Annotated in this window: 11 protein-coding genes; 1 reads left to right on the forward strand and 10 read right to left on the reverse strand. The window is 42.9% G+C overall.

Annotated elements, in window-relative coordinates; genetic code table 11:
• Positions 1 to 119: 119 nt before the first annotated feature.
• Together J2Z69_RS09870 and J2Z69_RS09875 are read right to left on the reverse strand one after the other, a co-directional pair.
• Positions 120 to 2,495: a glycosyl hydrolase family 18 protein gene (locus J2Z69_RS09870; RefSeq protein WP_209861624.1), complete on the reverse strand. Its 2,376-nt coding sequence runs from the start codon at positions 2,493 to 2,495 to the stop codon at positions 120 to 122.
• A gap of 522 nt (positions 2,496 to 3,017) precedes the next feature.
• Complete coding sequence (locus J2Z69_RS09875; RefSeq protein ID WP_209861626.1) at positions 3,018 to 4,349, reverse strand: outer membrane protein assembly factor BamB family protein; 1,332 nt, start codon at positions 4,347 to 4,349, stop codon at positions 3,018 to 3,020.
• A 101-nt stretch (positions 4,350 to 4,450) separates the two neighbouring features.
• Here J2Z69_RS09875 and J2Z69_RS09880 point away from each other — a divergent pair, with 101 nt between their 5' ends.
• Positions 4,451 to 6,601, forward strand: a complete 2,151-nt coding sequence (locus tag J2Z69_RS09880) for a YhgE/Pip domain-containing protein (protein ID WP_209861628.1) — start codon at positions 4,451 to 4,453, stop codon at positions 6,599 to 6,601.
• Between the two features lie 75 nt (positions 6,602 to 6,676).
• On the opposite strand, the gene J2Z69_RS09885 is transcribed toward J2Z69_RS09880, so the two are convergent.
• The 8 genes from J2Z69_RS09885 to J2Z69_RS09920 form a co-directional block, all read right to left on the reverse strand.
• Entirely contained in the window at positions 6,677 to 7,231 is a 555-nt protein-coding gene (locus tag J2Z69_RS09885; RefSeq protein WP_209861630.1) for a general stress protein, read from the reverse strand.
• 82 nt (positions 7,232 to 7,313) lie between these two features.
• Positions 7,314 to 9,824: an ATP-dependent helicase HrpB gene (gene hrpB / locus J2Z69_RS09890; protein ID WP_209861633.1), complete on the reverse strand. Its 2,511-nt coding sequence runs from the start codon at positions 9,822 to 9,824 to the stop codon at positions 7,314 to 7,316.
• A gap of 138 nt (positions 9,825 to 9,962) precedes the next feature.
• The gene (locus J2Z69_RS09895) at positions 9,963 to 10,769 is read right to left on the reverse strand and encodes an SDR family oxidoreductase (protein WP_209861635.1); all 807 of its coding nucleotides are present in this window, start codon (positions 10,767 to 10,769) and stop codon (positions 9,963 to 9,965) included.
• A gap of 169 nt (positions 10,770 to 10,938) precedes the next feature.
• A complete protein-coding gene (locus tag J2Z69_RS09900; RefSeq protein ID WP_209861637.1) occupies positions 10,939 to 11,763 on the reverse strand; it encodes a hypothetical protein in 825 nt (274 codons plus the stop codon).
• A 3-nt stretch (positions 11,764 to 11,766) separates the two neighbouring features.
• The gene (locus tag J2Z69_RS09905; RefSeq protein WP_209861639.1) at positions 11,767 to 12,519 is read right to left on the reverse strand and encodes a vWA domain-containing protein; all 753 of its coding nucleotides are present in this window, start codon (positions 12,517 to 12,519) and stop codon (positions 11,767 to 11,769) included.
• A gap of 33 nt (positions 12,520 to 12,552) precedes the next feature.
• A complete protein-coding gene (locus J2Z69_RS09910; protein WP_209861641.1) occupies positions 12,553 to 14,655 on the reverse strand; it encodes a serine/threonine-protein kinase in 2,103 nt (700 codons plus the stop codon).
• Between the two features lie 19 nt (positions 14,656 to 14,674).
• Positions 14,675 to 14,953, reverse strand: coding sequence for a WXG100 family type VII secretion target (locus tag J2Z69_RS09915; protein WP_209861643.1), 279 nt, complete (start codon positions 14,951 to 14,953; stop codon positions 14,675 to 14,677).
• 42 nt (positions 14,954 to 14,995) lie between these two features.
• The gene (locus J2Z69_RS09920) at positions 14,996 to 15,733 is read right to left on the reverse strand and encodes a hypothetical protein (RefSeq protein WP_209861645.1); all 738 of its coding nucleotides are present in this window, start codon (positions 15,731 to 15,733) and stop codon (positions 14,996 to 14,998) included.
• Positions 15,734 to 15,736: the final 3 nt, after the last annotated feature.

A 15,736-nucleotide genomic window follows, 5' to 3' on the forward strand; every position in this document is an offset into this window, starting at 1 on the left:
CCCGTTAACGGTAACACGCCATTGTGTTTTTCATTTATGTGATTATCATAAATCAATCACGTACATCCGTCAACAGGAAAATGTAAGCGTACAACAATTGTCAAGTTTCTTAAGTCGGATTATTGAAGTTGGAACAAAGCAGGAACATTGGATGGTTCCCAACCATTCAATGAAGTATGTGGTTGAAGAACCTTATAAGTTTTACCATTATAAGTTACCAGTTGTCCCGCAGTGTAAGCTACACCTGGTGCCCATGCTGTAGCTCCACCTGGAGTAGTTGTAGCATCTGTAGTCTTCACAGAAAGTGCAGAGCTAGCAGCAGATACGTTACCTGCAGCATCCTTAGCTTTTACCGTAAAGGAATACGTTGTGCCTGCAGTTAACCCACTAACTGTAGCAGATGTTCCTGTTACAGAAGCAGCTAACGTACTACCATTGTATACATCGTAACCTGTTACACCTACATTGTCCGTAGCTGCATTCCAGCTCAACGACACGCTAGTCGTTGTCTTAGCTGTGGAAGTTAAGCTAGCTGGAGCTGTTGGTGCTTGAGTATCGGTAGTAGTCGCAGCATTTGTAGTTACGCTTAGTGCTGAACTAGCAGCTGAAAGATTGCCCGCAGCATCTTTGGCTTTTACTGTGAAGGAATAGGCTGTGTTAGCTGTCAGACTGCTAACTGTAGCCGACGTTCCTGTTACTGTTGTGACCAACGTGGAGCCATTATAGATATTGTAACCTGTTACACCCACATTATCAGTAGATGCTCCCCAGCTTAGGGATACAGATGTAGCCGTTTTGGCAGTTGTAGAAAGAGCAGTTGGTGCTGTTGGAGCTTGCGTATCTGTAGTAGTTCCTGCACTTGTAGTTACACTAACAGCACTGCTTGCTGCAGAGCTATTATTTGCCGCATCTTTAGCCTTCACTGTAAAGGAATATGCAGTGTTCGCAGTTAATCCACTGATGGTAGCTGTTGTTCCCGTTACACTTGCAGCTAATGTGCTACCGTTGTATACATCGTATCCTGTAACTCCAACATTATCTGTAGAAGCTGTCCAAGATAAAGTTACGGAGTTGGAAGTCTTCGCCGTTGAAGTTAAGCCAGCTGGTGCTGTTGGAGCTTGAGTATCTCCGGTAGTAGCAGGTGTTCCAAGTACGGAACGAAGTTTATTTTGAAGCGTCTTGTTACGGTCAGAACTAAGTTCCCAGAACATCCCGCCTCCAAGACCTTTAGACTTGATGTAATCCGCTTTAATTCCAATGGATTGTGCATCATCATAAGAGATAAAACGTTTGTTAGATGGGTTATAAAGGAAAGGAACTTTTGCCGTATCGTTCCAGTAACGTGTATATCCATTCTTGTTGATATAGTTGGCTTCTAAGTCATTGAAGTCAAATACACCATTCTCCCAAGTTCCAGCTTGTGAGGCACCCGTTCCTGTTTGGTATTCCCCATTGTTCGTTGCACCGATTCCATCCCATCCACGGCCGTAGAACGGAAGTCCAAGTACTAACTTGCTAGCCGTTACACCCGCTTTTAGATAGTTGGTTACAGCTGTGTCTACATTAAATGTATCCGCATTTGGAACACCCGCTGTTACAGCTGCTGGATCTAAGTAAAGAGGTGCATTGTGAGCAGAAATCGTCTGCCATCCACCATTAAAGTCGTAGGTCATGATGTTGATCCAGTCTACGATTTTGTTAATTTTATCAAGTTCCGTATTGTTAATATAAGAATTGGAAGCTCCAGAAGCAATAGTTAGATAGTATTTCTTACCATCTTTTGCTCCGGCTGCATCAAGTTTGTTACGAATCTCTTGCAAGAGGAGTGTGTAGTTTTGTTTGTCTGCTGCACTATAGCTGTTCCCAGCCAAACCGCCACTTACTGGATACTCCCAGTCTAAATCCACACCATCAAAGCTGTATTTGTGAATGAAATCTACAGCAGAATTCGCGAATACTTCGCGCGTAGCTTGTGTAGCTGCAACATCTGAGAAGCGGTTAGACCAAGTCCATCCACCCACTGAGATGATTGTTTTCAAATTAGGGTTTTTCTTTTTCAATTGGATTAATTGATTCAGGTTACCTGACAAGGGTTGATCCCAAGTATCGCCAGCAAAACTTTTTCCTCCATCAATCCAAGGATCACCTAGAACAATTGTACCGTTAGGCACGTTGATTGTTTGGCTCTTCTCATCTTGAGTTGGCCATGTTGTAGAGTTCGGTCCAGTTGGATCTGGGTTTCCGTGACGCCCGTTCCAAGCGATGTCAGCAAACGCATAGTTGATAAAATCAACCTTCGATGCATCAATATCCGTTACATTGAAAGCGCGACCATAAGCAGCCCAAGAAGGGTAATAACCGACAATTTTGTAGCTATCGGCAGCAGAAGCATTTGTAGGAACACCGGATACTACTGGAATCACCAAAGCTGCAGTAAGACTGAGAACGGCAAGGGCGCGTGCAGCCTTGGATCCTCTCATTTTAAAAATGGACATGAATAAAATTCCTCCTCTTATTGTGTATAAAATAGAAACTATGAAAACAATTAATGATAGAGCAGTGTGTTACATGCAAAAAATTCTATGAAATTGTTATGGACGTTTGACGGACATCCGCTCCGCATGACTCAATATAAATGATCACCTTTCACTAATTAGTTGGGTATAGTAACAAAGCACTCAATAAGATCCGTGCTTTCATGGCATGGGCATGATGCCTGTCCCTTCTCATTCTCCTTTCTACCAATAGATTAACGAGAGTACTTGTTAAAAATTGTATAACGTAATTACTGGCAGATACCTTAACAGACATAAGTTGACCTCACTTAGGCCTGAGGCTCATTATCATATGACGGAAATAGAATCCGCTTTCAATTGAAAATCTGCCTCTTAATTACAACTTTATTTAAACACAATAAAAGAGGGTATAAAAGGATAAATTTCTATTATAGCTATGACAAAACTCATCAATTTTCGCTATAAACATCCTTTTTATACCCTTATTTTGCAAAATCAGAGCTATATCTTAGGTAATTCAACCGCGATCATACGTTCGGAAGTTTGAATAATCAAGGTATTATTTTCTATTATGCTCGGTCCATATTCGCTAGAATTTGTCCGAACGGACAATAATTCCTCTTTTTGTGTTCGGTCATACACGCGCAGTGTGCCATTTTCTTCACCAATACATACATATTTTCCTATTACATCAATATGCTTAGGCTTTCCCTTAGATGGATAAGTACGTCCTAATGCATCTACCGGGAAAGACGGATTTATCTCAATTGACGATAACATAGAGTATAAGTCAGCCGAATTCTTCTCTATATAGAACAGTTGACTCTGATCAAGCTGCATCATCGGTTCTTCCATTTGCCCGCTCTGTCCTTCAAACATCCATTCAGGCTTATCCTGATTACCTGTATAATTATTAAGCTGGAACTGAGCTAGTACATGATTGTGATAGGCAAAAAGTGTAGTCCCCTTCATAAATGCACGAGCTTCAAGCTCAGGAATGATTGACCCAGAAGGAGTGGTCCAGTTGTATTCATATGTAGTTTTTTCTTGTCCTGTTCTTAGATCTAATGTTCGCAGAACCAACTCAGCATGAGGTTCATCCAAGAGCGTAGGCAAAGATAATGAATAGGCTAGCCCATCTTCAACTTGCAAAGGGAGTTGCTGATTAGGTTTTGACCATAACTTCCGACCATTATTGAAGTCATAAGCTTGAAGTACTATGCTGCTCACATATCCAGGTATGTAATAATTGCGAAATAGAATTCCATTCGAGACAAAAATCTGTTCGGATCCATGAAAAGATGTAGAATCATGATCTTCCCAGTCTAGATGGCCCGTTTTTGTATCAAACACATAGGTATCTATACCCCTAAGAACAACAATCTTATCCTCATGAATGACGAACTCTTCTGGGCTATATATACTTTGGCTTGTAATCCACTTGACTGTTCCATCTGTATGTAGTGCAAAGACGCGTCCATCGTTAAGACTTCCATATACCGTCCCCTTATCGTACCTCAGGATCGAATATAAATCTTGCCCATAAGTCCATAATATTTTGCCCGTAGTGGCATCCACAGAGACCAGTTTTTTATTCTTAATTAAAAAGACCTTTCCCTCACCCGATGCAGTATCTCCTCCGTTAGAAGATTTGGTGGTGTCCTTGCTTAGACTCCAAGTCGGTTGGACATCCTTTTCTATGGAAATATCAGTTGTAGAGGTCTTTGGCAGGGTTGTTGTCTCTGCGAAAACGGTGTCTGTTATGGAAGCTAGAAGGTTGATTGCACAGATAGTCACTGCTCCAAATCTCAAAATTCTCTTCCCTTGTCTCATTGTACATTCCTCCATGGAACAGATTTAATTGTTAAAAAGGGGATGATTCCCGCTCTTTCCAGAGATAATAACGTAAAAATTAATTAGGCGGTTATTTGAGAATGGCAAAAATTATCGAGATCTATCTTCGAGACTTACGACGCATATCTACAAACTGGGCTGCAGCTGTAATCATCCTCGGCCTTGTCTGTCTTCCTTCTTTGTATGCCTGGTTCAATATTGAAGCTTCTTGGGACCCTTATGGTTCTACGAGCGGAATACAGATCGCCGTTACAAATCTGGATGAAGGAGCCGAACTACAAAAGCAACCCGTGAACATGGGCAATGAAATTATTGAATCCTTAAAAAGCAATAGCTCTATAGGTTGGATTTTCACTTCTCATGAGAGCGCTAGGAAGGGACTTCGACATGGAGATTATTATGCAACCCTTGAAATCCCTAAAGATTTTTCAACTAAAATCGTCAGCGTACTTACGCCAAACCCTATCAAAGCTGAGATTGTCTATGAAGTAAATGAAAAAATTAATGCCGTTGCTCCCAAAATCACGTCCAAAGGTGCAAGTTCAATCATAGAAGAAGTGAACCGTAATTTTGTAAAGACAGCGAATGGAACGATATTTCGAATTTTCAATCAAATCGGAATTGAATTAAAAAGAGAACTTCCTGTTATTGAAAAGATGAAGCGACTAGTCTATAAGCTAGAAAGTATGTTTCCTGAAATTTATAATGCGACCGATACAGCTCTCGCTGATCTTCAAGAGACGCAAAAGCTTGTATCTAAAGTACAAAAACAAATACCTACAGTGGTGGATCTAGCCCAAAAAGGTTCAACCTTTTCTACTCGCCTGAGCCAATTTCTTGGTCAAGTCAAGGTAAATCTAGAGGATGCGGCACCCAGCATTAAACTTACTCTCACGGAGCTCAGACAGGTAGTCACTTCTGCTCAGCAAATTGCGGAATCTATTCCAACTCTGAAACCTGATGATCCTCTCTTAAAGCAGAAACTCGATGCTCTGAATCACGGACTTATCACAGGAGTGAACGTTACCAAACAGGTAAGTAGCTTTATAAGCAAACTTAATGAAATCGCCCCATCCCAAGTACTGAGCAAACTTGTGGATAACTTGAACAATATCAGTGCTCAATTCACGACTTTACAGCAACAGCTAGTTAAAATTGAGCATGCGGCTTCCTCAGGAAATGAGGCTTTGGCCTCCCTGCTTGCAGATTTTAGTACATTAGCTACACAAGCGGGAAATAAGTTAGACGAGATTCTTGCCGAGTATGATAGCCGAATTGTCCCTAAAATTAAGTCAGCTATTAACCAAGCAACGCAAGCGGCAGAAACGTCTCGGCGTCTTTTGGAATCAGCCCTTGCAGACATTCCCAAAGTAGAACATCTTTTATCGGATGCCACCAAAGGTCTAGAACTCGGAACTAGCGAAGCTAAGAAATTAAGAGTACAGTTACCTGAAGCCCAATCCAAAATCAAACGAATAAGTGACCAAATGCGTGCATTTGAAAAAGAAGGTTCACTTTCTGATTTAATTGAACTGCTGAGTATCAATTATCAGAAAGAAAGTGATTTTTTTGCGGAGCCTGTTGCTTTAATTGAGCACAAACTGTTCCCGATTCCGAACTATGGATCTGCCATGTCGCCTTTTTTTACGACATTATCCTTTTGGGTGGGCGGTCTTCTCCTAGTCTCCTTACTTACGGTGGAAGTACATGAACATGATGTGAATTATCGGAGCTACCAGATTTATTTGGGACGCTTCCTTACCTTTGGCACTTTAGCCTTACTACAGTCTTTGTTAGTTACTACAGGAGACTTGTATATACTAGGAACCTATGCGGTTAGCCCGATCTGGTTCATTCTCTTTGGCATGGGAATTAGCTTAGTCTTCATGCTTATGATCTATACTTTAGTGTCTGTATTCGGAAACGTCGGAAAAGCGATGGCGATCGTTCTCCTAGTCCTTCAACTGGCGGGATCTGGAGGCACCTTCCCTATCCAAGTTACGCCTCCCTTTTTTCAAGCTATCTATCCATTTCTGCCCTTCACTTATGGGATCAGTCTACTGAGAGAAGCCGTAGGAGGGATCGTCTCCGACTTAATTGTTAGAGATGTGTTGATGCTCACTTTGTTCACTGCTGTAGCCCTAGTGGTCGGGATCGCTTTAAAGAAATCCATAAATCACTTGTCCAAACCTCTAGTCGCAAAAGCACGCCGCAGTAAGATTATTCATTAATTCAAGAAAAAAAGTCTGCTTTTAAAAGCCAGACTTTTTTTGATCTATAGCTATAAAAGCCATGCTTATTCTATATTAATAACGCGGCTCTGTATCGTTTGGAGTAACTCCAGCACCTACGTTACTGTTATAAGATCCATACCTAGAAGCATTCAATGAACGGTTATTCTTAAATGTATCATAAACTTTAGTATGACGGTCATCTTCGTCCACCAGAACGAGGATTTTGCCATTGTCTACATAAGTACCATATTCATTCGCTTCATCTTCAGGAATACCCAGACCTACAAGTCCGCCCACGAGTCCCCCTGCTCCAGCACCAACGGCTGCGCCTGTTAATGTTGCCGCGATGGGTCCCGCTGCCAAGATAGGACCTACACCTGGAATAGCCAATAATCCTAGACCTGCCAACAAGCCTGTTACGCCACCCACGACGCCACCTGTTGCTGCTCCTGTAGCTACGCCTTCTGGTGCTTTCGAGCCTGTTTCTTCGCTGATTGCTTTTTGATCGGAACGATTTTTCGTTATGACAGACACCTCATCCGAACTAAAACCCTGTTGCTGAAGAGATTCAATTGCAGCTGTTGCTTCCCGGTCTGTATCGAATACACCGACAATTTTCTTAGCCATGTTCAATTGCCTCCTTTATTTTAACTTGCTCTCCCATCATTACCCTAGTAAGGAAGAAATCAACCAAAGAATACTAAAGAAATTAATTGCTTGGGGGACGAACTTTCCTTGTTGCAATAGCTTCCAGCGGCTGATCCGGCCAATAATGTTTGGGATAGCGACCTTTTAGATCCTTCTTTATTTCAAAATATGTCGTATTCCAAAAGCTTCGCAGGTCAGATGTAACTTGTACAGGTCGCGAAGCAGGCGATAACAGATGCAGCGTTAATGGAAGCTCTTTATAAGCAATCTTCGGTGTATCGGTCAGACCAAACATCTCTTGCAGTCGTACCGCTATATACGGATATTCCGTCCCATATTGAATAGGAATTCTGGAACCACTAGGGACAACAAAATGAGTAGGTGCTTGCTCATCTAAGATTTGCTGCTGTGTCCATGTCAAAAGATTTAATAACATTTGATATAGTGGAAGTCTTTGGACATCATTTCGATTTCGAATTCCATCTAAATAAGGGTAAAGCCATTCCTCTGCTTTCAACAACAGTGCTTCCTCTGTATAATCAGGCCAGTCTTTATCCAGGTAGCGTCCTAGCAATATGGCTCTTTGTTGTAGCTGAATACATTTATCTGTCCAAGGCAATATAGAAAGCCCATCGCTCCTGATGGCATCCAGCATGGCCTTTTGCATTTCTTCTTGGGTAGGGGGTTGATTGCGTGTCTCGGATAAAATAATAGCGCCTAATTTTTTCAGGGTTCGTGCAGTAAATTTTCCTCTCTGGTCATAGGCAATCTCTCGCACTTGTTCCAATTCAGGCTGGTAAAAATCTAGTATATCTCCTTCGTCTAGAGGTGCAGCCATCAGAATCGAACTCTCCATACCGGAGTCCTCTACTTCAACGGCCACAATATATTCACTGCTTGAAATGGGCTGTTGTCTCCTAAATTCAGCACCACGACCATTTCTGAGCACATAGCGACCATCGGCTCTACGCTTTCCAATGCGATCCGGGTATGCTAGAGAACATAGCAGACCACATTTATCCATCGCTTCTTCTACCGAATGCTCTACTTCATCTTCTAATCCTAGTCTCTTCATTAATTCTTTAGTTGATCGTAGTAATTGGGCTTCCTCTCCATGCCAAGTCTCAGAACTCGAACTTCTTCGCCCAGTAACTAGGAGCATGACTCTTTCTACACTAGTGCGAATATCTTGTTCATCTAATTTCAGTCTACTTTTCTCCTCAAGAACAATAGCAACATAACAAGCCACCCTGCCATATCCCAACGCTTTGGCTACTAATACCATATGAGCAAGCCTTGGATGTATTGCCAAATACGCCATCGCTTTCCCATGACTAGTTATTTTCCCATCTTTATCAACAGCTCCAAGTTGAATAAGCAGCTGAATGGCATGCTGATACCTACTCTCTTGAGGCTGATCCAGCCAGCATAATTCTGCAGGATCACGAACCCCCCAAACCGCAAGTTCCAAAGCTAAAGAAGTGAGGTCTGCTTCCAATATTTCAGGAGTGGTCCGGGACGCCATGAGCTGATGTTCGGATTCAGTCCATAGTCGATAGCATACGCCAGGTGCTGTACGACCTGCCCGCCCTCGGCGCTGATCGGCGGAATCGCGTGCGGCTCGAATTGTAGTCATTTTTCCCATCCCAGTTCGTGACGAGAATAATTGAGTTCGACGAAGTCCAGCATCCACGACGATATGTATCCCCTCTACAGTTAGACTTGATTCTGCAATCGAAGTGGAGAGCACAATTTTGCGTTCTCCTTCAGGGGCCTTCTGGATGGCTTCCGCTTGTTGTTGTTGCGTCATGTTGCCGTATAACCTAACGATATGTATCGAACTAGGGAGTTCACCCGACTGGAGCAGCTGCTGCTCGACGCGGCGAATTTCTCGAACTCCAGGTAAAAAAGCTAGCAAGCTGCCCTTATCCCGCTGTATAGCAGCTAGGATGGTATTCGCCATTAGTTGTTCCATGGGCTGAGTAGAACCACTTTTACTTTGGGGGAGATATCGGGTCTCCACCGGAAACATTGTTCCTGAACTTTGAACAATTGGAGCATGATTTAATAGGTTCGAAATGGGCTCCGCGTCTAATGTGGCTGACATAATTAGAATTCTAAGATCCTCTCTAAGCAGTTGCTGGCATTCTAAGCTAAGCGCCAGTCCCAGATCTGCGTGAAGATTTCGTTCATGAAATTCATCAAATATAAGTAAACCTACTCCGGGTAATGAGGGGTCACTTTGGAGCATACGAGTAAGAATGCCTTCCGTTACTACAGTAATTCTTGTGTTTGCACTTGTATGGCTCTCTTGCCGAATACGATATCCTACGGTGCCACCAACCTGTTCCCCTTGCTGATTAGACATATAGATAGCCGCAGACCTCGCCGCTAGCCTGCGTGGTTCAAGCAAAATTATATCCTGATCTTGGAGCCACTCTTCCTCTAGAAGTGCTAGTGGAACTCGAGTAGTCTTTCCTGCACCGGGCTCAGCAACAAGAATAGCTGCTGTGTTTTGTCTCAAAGCTGTTTTCAACTCGGGCATCACTTCATCAATTGGATATTGTAACATCCTAACTCTCCTTATTCTGACTATATACCTTAGAATGAACTCATCATAAGGTGTGGTCTTTCTCCTGTCAAAAATAGTGCTGTACATAAAAAAGCCAATTCACCTGAGGTGAACCAGCTTCTGTGAACGAATTATCCCTTACAGCATCGATTCTGCTCCGTCTATCACAATGCGCGCACCTGTAATATGTTTGGACTCAGAAGAAGCTAAAAATGATACCAAGTCAGCTACATCCTCGGATTGCCCTGGACCATCGGCAAGCGGTTGATTCCCCTGAGGGTACACGACCGGAATAACAATTCCGCTTAATTCCGCACTTGGCTTGGAACTCTGATCAATATTCGTAGCAATCGCTCCTGGGCAGATGACATTGACTCGAATCTTGAATTTGGCTAATTCCAATGCGGCCATCCTTGCAAAACCAACTTGTCCAGCTTTAGTCGTGCTATAAGCGGACATCCCGAATCCAGAGAATCGGTCACTACCATTAATGGAACTGGTAATGATAATGCTGCCACCGCCACTTTTCTTCAAGAAAGGAACCGTATATTTTACAGTTAAGAATGTTCCATTTAAGTTAATATTCATCGTATTGTTCCAATCCTCAAAACTAATCTCATCTAAAGGAGCCAATACCCCATTAATACCTGCATTGGCGAAGACAATATCGATCCCCCCGAATATCTCTGCTGCTTCATGAACCGCTCGTTCCATACGAATAGGATCGGATATGTCTACATCAAATGCTCTGGATGACTCTGGATAGAGATAATTAATCTCCGCTTCCGTCTGCTGCGTACGCTCCCTATTCAAATCGAATAAGATAACTTTGGCTCCTTCCTTAGCTAACCTAAGAGCAGCAGCTTTGCCAATGCCAGATCCTGCACCTGTAACAATAGCTACCTTCCCTTGAAAACGTGACTGATACATTTGCTGTTCTATCATATGTAATCTCCTTTGCTATAAATTGGAGTCGATCACTTTAGTTGCTCACTGTCTCAAGATTACCCATAAATAGGTAGTCTTTAATCATTTACCCCGGCATAACATAAAAAAAAGACTCTAACCTTCAACAAGCAAGGTAGAGTCTTGGTAACATATGAGAAATAGAAGATTAACTATTCCATTGAATCTCTAAGTAACATGCATCATCCTCCAAGCCCTGTCCATCAGCCAACTTACTCAGTTCAAGATGTTCCTCCAGTCCAGAAGATCGTTGCCCGTCTGGAGAAATTATCCTAAGTCCATCACTATGAAGGACAAGTCGATGAAGGCCGGGTTGCGGGAAGGTATGCTGTATTTCAAAGCTGTGAGGTATATGTTCCCCACACCCTTTAAGAACAGACCAACGTTCAGACGTTCGAAATAAGGATGGATCTGGTGAGGCTTCTGATGTTCCTTCAACCCAGTGGCTGACTTTACTATCCCCCATCCAACCTAACCATAGAGAATAAGATGAATCATAAGGGGATAATGTCAATCGCCCACAAATGAACATGGATTCGGAACCCAGTGTTTTTTTATGAACAAGCACTTCCTTAAGCAGCGGAGGAATGCCGTTCTCAATGTCCAGCTGTGCATAAGAGTCATGCAGTTCTCTAGGAATAGTATTCAAAAATACAGCTAAAGCTTCCGCAGAATAACAATACTCTCGCTCAAGCCATTCCATCAGATAATTCCCTACATGACGCGCGGCAAAGTCACCTTGAAAGCTCATAGACACGCCATCACATAGAGCAAAATAACAAGTATTGCCTACAATTTTAACTCGAAGAAAATCTTGTCCTGCTTCTTTGGATTCCAAAGTATCCTGCGCGGGGCTATAGCCGTATTTACAACGAAATCTGGACTGCGTGTGTAAAGAAAGTGGCTGACATTCCTTTTGCTGACTGGCCCATTCCCATACATCTTCCGAGGGGTCAGGATAAACCTTAGTCATCTTCTACCTCACCGGCGTTGCAGCAGACATTTGGAATCCGATCGACACAAGTTCAGCACAATTCCCAGGAAGTAGCATAAGCGCGCCCGGTGCAAATTGATAATCCGCTTCCGCAAGCATTTCTCGATAACTCTCGGGAAGTTCGGAAGACATCTTGCGCAGCTTGCTACCGGATCCTTCTTGTAGCAACGTTTCTGGAAGAATACCTTTCCATCGCCTCGGTTCCGAGATGGGTTGGTCTAGCACATAATCAGATATGAAAATATTTTCAACTAAGACCTGACCATCCGCTACACCCATGTTCATAATTCTTCGCACAATAGGCTCTGGATCTGCTCCTGTACTTACACCGTCAGTCATGTGGCAAATAAGGGGTGCTGGACATCCCTCCATGTAAGGAAGCTCTTCTAGTAATATTTGCTCCGCTTGCAAAAATGCTTTGGCCGAATCGGAAAACCTTCGAGGTGTAAGTTCCGGCAAAGGCCCCATAGCGGCAATTTCGTCAATGCTTTTGACCCCGCCTAACAGATCATAAACCTCATCACTATAGGCTAAAAGAGCAAGTCTATATCTTGGGGTGAGGCGATTCCCTTTTGTAGAACGAAAGACCATCTGCCTGACTGCAAGACTTAATGCTTCATAGACAATATCTATTCGCCTACGCCCTTCCATTAGCAAATTCATGGATGCACTAATATCTATAAGATAAATGATAAGAGCAGGGGTACGCTGAGAGGCCTGTACAATGTATTTCATGTTCCTTCTGTCTCCTTTAATATCTCTATACATTTAAATGTCTGGAAGCCCCTGACGATTACTGGCTAAGTATTTACGCATTGCTGATGCCCTTCTAGCTAACTGACTCTTCTTGCCGTAATAGGAAGCATCCTTATTGTAAGTATCCATAAATTGTTCGCCATACATTTTGGCCACTTCATTATTTTCTGTTTTGAGAGCATTATATGCTTGATTATAAGAAGCGTTGAGAGCTACAATCCCTTTTGAACGCTGATCTGCTAACAATTTTGCTCGTTTAGCATCAGCTTCTTTTTTTTCTTGCCTTGCTTTCTCCGCCGCTCTTTCTGCCTGTTTTTTACGCTCAGCTTGAGCATCTTTAGCCGCTTGGGCATCTTTAGCCGCTTGAGCTGCTTGGGCATCCTGAGTTGCCTTAGCAACCTGAGCTTCTTTGGCCAACTGTTTATCACGTTCTTGCTTCCATACTAAATATCGATCATATTGCGTTTGGCGATCCACTTTCTCTTGATCTGCCTTTTTCTTAGCTGCCTGCTCTTTAGCTAGTTCTTGCTGCTTTGCTAACTCCTTTTTCTTATCTTCTTGCTCTTGAGCTACTTTAGCCGCTACGGCTTTAGCTTCTTCGTCCTTAGAATCATGCACAGGAACAACAACGGGAGGTTGTACCGGTTGAGGCACTTGCACTGAAGAAGGATGTAAGGATGAGACTTCTTTATGAATAGATTCTTGATTCTGCTGAACACGAAGTACTTTTGCCGAATTTTCCATACGGCTCAGAAATGTCCAAATACCTGCTACTATAAATAAGGCTACAATGAACAAGGCAATGCGAGTTCTGTAACGGTTTCCCTGAAAGAAGTATGAGGACAGGGGCGCGAATTTATTTGTCTTTGTTGTCCTTGTTGTATCTGTCTTGGAAATAGCTAGTAAAGGAGCAGAGGCCGCGGTTAACTCAAATACTGCCGCTTCAAGCTCAGCATGTTCCTCTGTTCCAGGTATAGAGGTTCTCCAAGCTTCTTTATATAAACTAAGCGCTTGTCCTATTTCACCTTGGGATTCAAGTAATCTAGCTTCTTCTAAGAGTTCCACTCCGATTAGACCGACTGGAAGTGAACCTTCCGAATCTTTGCGAGTATACTTCGTATCTATATCATGAATCGACTTATTTAATTCCAATACTTCTTCCTGAAAAAATCCATTTGCCTGAGGTTCTACAGCCTCAATGGCGATCAGCCATTCCCCAAATGTGGGACAACTTCGAACATCATCGCTCTCCCAAGCTCGTGCGAAAAGTGTAGCTATATTGCTACCCCAATGCTTCTCTAAGCTTAAAGCTAAAGTGTTATACCTCTTACAATTCTGCTGCATGTCTTCTGGCCCAAAGTAACTTTCTCCCCAGACTTCTGCACACACGTCAGGATCGGACCAACCTAACATTTCTGCGATAAGCACCGCTCCTGCAAAACGATCTACGTAGGCATGCCACATTCGGCTACCCTGTGAAACTGCAGAAGCATACCCAGGTGACCCATATAAATCGAACTCTGGTGCATGAAGCTTCGGGCTGTACAATTGTTCTACATCAATCCATTGAATAGGAAAGACCTCTTGTAGCGAACGCTCTTCTCTAAAATAAGGAAGAATGACATTCGATGCTGATAGATCACTGTGAGCAATTCCCCTTTGCTCCATGGCAGAGCCAATAGTTGCCATAGATTTAGCAAGTTCTAAACTTTCTAATCTAGATATGCTCTCTTCACTTATCAATATATCTGTCCATGTTGAACCATGAATCCATGGCATGACAACTGCGTAGATAAGCTCTGGAAACTGATGAATGAGTTCACTATGATTCTCCGGAGTCAACACCATACGAGAACACACACGAAGTCCCTGCATCTCTTGATACTCAGCTATCTGCTCGGATTGATAGACTAGAGCAGGATTTCTGAATTTGAAAGAAAATACTTTTAGCGCCTTCGCTTCCAACCTGGTCTCATCCACTGGTATCAGTTGATAGACTAAGCCTTGACGACCAGCCTGCGCATAGGCCAATCCCGGGGCAGCTGGGTGCTGACCGACCCGATAAGTGATGCCCTGGATAATTAACTGATCTCCCGGGTTTGGCTGAAATGCCATAATCAAACCCTCTTCCTCTTTAAAATTTATTCTGATCTATGCTCCTGAACCTTTGCGAGATTGAATTCAATTCTTCACTAATCGACTCTAAGATTTGAGCAAAATACTTCATTTGCTTATCCGCTTCTTCAAATTCTTGAATAAAGCGTTGCTTGGTAACCCCTTCCCAATCACTTTCCATACCTTGAACGGCTTGAGTAAGGCCCAATACAATCTGACGGCTTTCCTCACTACTTTGTTTGAATTGTCTTGCGATCTGCTCCACTTGTTCCGGGCTTATAGTAATGCGTCCTGACATGTTAGCTCCCCCTTTACGCAAATGATGAGACATAGATACGATTTATATCGGCTTAGATCTAAGTTTTTCTCGAAGTTCACTAAGTTTGATGTGAGAATGCATCTTTCCCGCCCCCTCGGCAGGAATTCGACGAAGGCGTAATGACTCGCGGAGACTAGAAGACGGATTCATGAATTTCCATCCATTTGGATTATTCACAGCTTCTTCAAGTACACGTCTACCATCAGGTAATCTCTTACCAATCATCAAATTAATAATGGCTGTAGAGGATGACGGTTCTTCTTGAACGTTACCTAGCAATGTAGATACTTCTCGATCATTAGCCTTCTGTTCCCAACGCGGCCTAATGTATCCGCTTTTTTCTGTATGCACTGCAATGACGGCCGACTTGGGATCAGAGATTGCGTCATGCATTAAATACTTGCCAGGAATGATTACTCTGCGTAATGCACCCAGGCCCACAAAGAGAGCCGATGCATTTACTCCTACCTTGTCATTAGTTTTAACGCGACTAGAGGGAATTTCGTTCTCTAAAGCCTGGAAAGCATCTGCCTTTGTATCAGCAGTAATACCCAATCTATGTAACTCAGATAGAAGATGCTCTGATAAAAGCTGTGCTTGTTGCCATTGATCTGCTATGGGACCCTGTGCTGCATTCTCCTGAAGCAACAAGGCCATAGACTGATTCAGATAAGCTGTGATTTGACGCAATTGTTCTGCGGAATGCTGCAGATTTTTACTTAGATTTCGCAACTGTTCTGGTTCTACGCGTATTCGCATTAT

Origin of the sequence: Paenibacillus shirakamiensis (genome assembly GCF_017874255.1) — a bacterium.
Classification (GTDB): Bacteria; Bacillota; Bacilli; order Paenibacillales; family Paenibacillaceae; genus Fontibacillus; species Fontibacillus shirakamiensis.

Excerpts from the sequence above, each read along its gene's own strand:
- J2Z69_RS09880 (WP_209861628.1), top strand. The coding sequence starts at position 4,451 with ATGGCAAAAATTATCGAGATCTATCTTCGAGACTTACGACGCATATCT.
- J2Z69_RS09915 (WP_209861643.1), bottom strand. The coding sequence starts at position 14,953 with ATGTCAGGACGCATTACTATAAGCCCGGAACAAGTGGAGCAGATCGCA.
- J2Z69_RS09900 (WP_209861637.1), bottom strand. The coding sequence starts at position 11,763 with ATGACTAAGGTTTATCCTGACCCCTCGGAAGATGTATGGGAATGGGCC.
- J2Z69_RS09905 (WP_209861639.1), bottom strand. The coding sequence starts at position 12,519 with ATGAAATACATTGTACAGGCCTCTCAGCGTACCCCTGCTCTTATCATT.
- J2Z69_RS09870 (WP_209861624.1), bottom strand. The coding sequence starts at position 2,495 with ATGTCCATTTTTAAAATGAGAGGATCCAAGGCTGCACGCGCCCTTGCC.
- J2Z69_RS09875 (WP_209861626.1), bottom strand. The coding sequence starts at position 4,349 with ATGAGACAAGGGAAGAGAATTTTGAGATTTGGAGCAGTGACTATCTGT.
- J2Z69_RS09920 (WP_209861645.1), bottom strand. The coding sequence starts at position 15,733 with ATGCGAATACGCGTAGAACCAGAACAGTTGCGAAATCTAAGTAAAAAT.
- J2Z69_RS09910 (WP_209861641.1), bottom strand. The coding sequence starts at position 14,655 with ATGGCATTTCAGCCAAACCCGGGAGATCAGTTAATTATCCAGGGCATC.
- J2Z69_RS09885 (WP_209861630.1), bottom strand. The coding sequence starts at position 7,231 with ATGGCTAAGAAAATTGTCGGTGTATTCGATACAGACCGGGAAGCAACA.
- J2Z69_RS09895 (WP_209861635.1), bottom strand. The coding sequence starts at position 10,769 with ATGATAGAACAGCAAATGTATCAGTCACGTTTTCAAGGGAAGGTAGCT.
- hrpB (WP_209861633.1), bottom strand. The coding sequence starts at position 9,824 with ATGTTACAATATCCAATTGATGAAGTGATGCCCGAGTTGAAAACAGCT.